Origin of the sequence: Flavobacterium cyanobacteriorum (assembly GCF_002251835.1) — a bacterium.
GTDB lineage: Bacteria > Bacteroidota > Bacteroidia > Flavobacteriales > Flavobacteriaceae > Flavobacterium > Flavobacterium cyanobacteriorum.
In genome coordinates, this window is record NZ_NOXV01000059.1 from 1 (window position 1) to 2,462 (window position 2,462).

Consider the following 2,462-nt stretch of genomic DNA (forward strand, 5'->3'; position numbering starts at 1 on the left):
CTATCTCCCCGCCGCAAAAGCAGGCGGCGGGGAGGATGCCGCTTCCATCGGGGCTATGGGCCTGTAGCCTGCGCCATGAAAGGCGGCCCCGGTTATGTAAATTAAATATAACGTTTTCTTTACATTAAACTATGTGTTTATGGCGCAACCTTTAGCTTTATCAGGTATCTTGTAAAAAAAATATTAGTATGCGTTATCTTAAAATACTACTTGTAACTGCGCCTCTCTGGTGCTTGTGGAGTTGTTTTTCCTTTTCGTACAATGATGATGATAATAACAGGTTATCTTCACGTTTTCAGGCTGTTGTGATGGAGCGTACCGCCTTTGAAAATGCCGTCAGCATAATGCCTGCCATGCCGGTACAAAAAGCAGGTAAAATTTACGTATACGGAAATTACTTATTTGTGAACGATGTGAATAAGGGCTTCCATATCTATAACTATTCTAATCCGTCCAGCCCGCAGCCACTGGGTTTTCTTGCCGCTCCCGGTTCAACTGACATGGCTATCCGGGACAACATCTTTTTTATCAACCAGGCTACAGACCTTGTTACCCTGGCTTATAATACAGACAGCAACACCATTACTATAACCAAGCGCAACCGCAACGTGTTCCCCGCAATGCGCTCACCAGATGAATTTGATGGGCAGGTAACAGATAGCCAGGTTATTGTTGACTGGCAGCCACTTTAAAATAAATGATTATGAAGAAACTATTGCTATACGTTGCAGCATTTGCCATGCTGCTGTCATGTTCTGAAGACGCAACCACTACTACCGGTGACGGAACCGGCGGGTCGCTGGCGGTCTTTGCACTAAAAGGGAACTACCTGTACACCGTGGACTATAACATGCTCAATGTTTTTTCGCTATCAAACACGGCTCAACCTGTAAAGGTAAATGAGGTTTTTGTCGGGTTAAATATCGAAACTTTGTTCTCGTTTGGTGAGTATCTGTATATAGGTTCCCGGAACGGGATGTTTATCTACTCGCTGGACAACCCTGAGCAACCGCAACTGATGTCTGCAGTACAGCACTTTACGGCCTGCGACCCGGTTGTTTCAAATGGGGACTACAGCTATGTAACGCTGCACAGCAACACGCTATGTGGCAATAACATCAACCTGCTTCAAGTATATAATACGGCCAATCCTCAAAATCCACAGCTCCTGCACCAGCGCATACTTACTTTTCCCAAAGGGTTAGGATTATATAACAACTACCTTTTTGTGTGCGATGATGAGATTAAGGTATTAAATGTAGAAAATCCTGCACAGCCATTTTTGGTGGCCAGCATCAATAACCTGTGTTTTGATGTAATAATTAAAGATAATGACCTTTTTGCCATAGGTAGTAGCGGGGTATACCGTTATCGGCTGAATCCTGAAGATATTACCGACATAACGTTACTGAGCCAGGTCCTTTTTTAAACTTACCATTAAATAGTACGCCTATAATGCCTGGCAGTTAGGACAGAAGAAGCTCCTCCGCTTTTTAGTGCCTGTTATCTTTTTTATCAGGGGCAGGCGGCATCGCACGCAGGTTTTCTTGGTGTGGGCAAGCCAGTGTTTTTTGAGTTCGTATTTTTTCTTCCATTCCAGGAACTGGAAGCTATATATACGGGCTTCATTTACTAATTCATTTACTTTTTCAGGAGGCAGGCTGCCTACTTTCGCTTCAGGATGCACAAAAATCCGGTACAGCACCTCATTTTTAATAATGTTGCCCACACCTGAAAATATATCCTGTTCCAGCAGTGCATCACAGGCCAGCATATCGGGCTTTAAAGCCAGTTTGGCTTTAGCGGCTTCAGCATCCCAGGCATCGTTCATCACATCAGCGCTCCAGTCGTAGTGGCTGTTGATATCGCCTTCCAGTATTTTTACGGAACAGGCGTAAAAATTTATTTCCCCCTCTTTAAACTGCAGGCTGAGCCGTGGAGGAGTTGCTTTACCTTCATTAATGCGGTAACTGCCAAAGAGCATAAAATGAATGCGGATGGTAAAGCCGTTAAAGCAGATAAGGAAATGTTTGCCCCAGCTTTTAAAGGCAAGTACTTTTTTGCCGTCAGCACAGGCAACATCAACTTTGGTATTTCCGGAAACAGCAATAATTTTTTTCCCGGTCAATCCCTGTGCTTCTTCTTTTAAAATAACGATGCTTGGTCCTTCAGGCATAATTCAAACGTTAGGTATATAAAGTTAGGGCTGGAACTTTAAAAGCAGATTCTCCTTACAGAACTTTTAACACAAACCGGGCACTATGATATTGGGAGGTTTTTTTAGGGAACAGCTCATTTATAATATATGCTCGCGTATAAACCGTGCCGGAGACGGTTAAGCAATAATATACTTCTTTGAGGGTAATGAGGTATCCTGCGGCTTTTTCTTCCTTTGTGAATATATCGCACCCTCAAAATAAAAAGAAGCCGTCTCAATACTTAAATTTTGAGACGGTTTTTTA

The 2,462-nt window shown here is 43.2% G+C and carries 3 protein-coding genes; 2 read left to right on the plus strand and 1 reads right to left on the minus strand.

What is annotated here, in order from left to right; genetic code table 11:
* Nucleotides 1-188 precede the first annotated feature (188 nt).
* Both CHU92_RS00535 and CHU92_RS00540 read left to right on the plus strand, forming a co-directional pair.
* Nucleotides 189-692 carry a hypothetical protein gene (locus CHU92_RS00535; protein WP_094411534.1) on the plus strand — a complete coding sequence of 168 codons (504 nt, stop codon included), beginning with the start codon at nt 189-191 and terminating at the stop codon, nt 690-692.
* 11 nt (nt 693-703) lie between these two features.
* On the plus strand, nt 704-1,429 hold the full coding sequence (locus CHU92_RS00540; protein ID WP_243389529.1) for an LVIVD repeat-containing protein: 726 nt from the start codon (nt 704-706) through the stop codon (nt 1,427-1,429).
* 21 nt (nt 1,430-1,450) lie between these two features.
* Here CHU92_RS00540 and CHU92_RS00545 read toward each other — a convergent pair whose 3' ends face one another.
* A complete protein-coding gene (locus CHU92_RS00545; RefSeq protein WP_094411538.1) occupies nt 1,451-2,176 on the minus strand; it encodes a DNA-formamidopyrimidine glycosylase family protein in 726 nt (241 codons plus the stop codon).
* Nucleotides 2,177-2,462 lie beyond the last annotated feature (286 nt).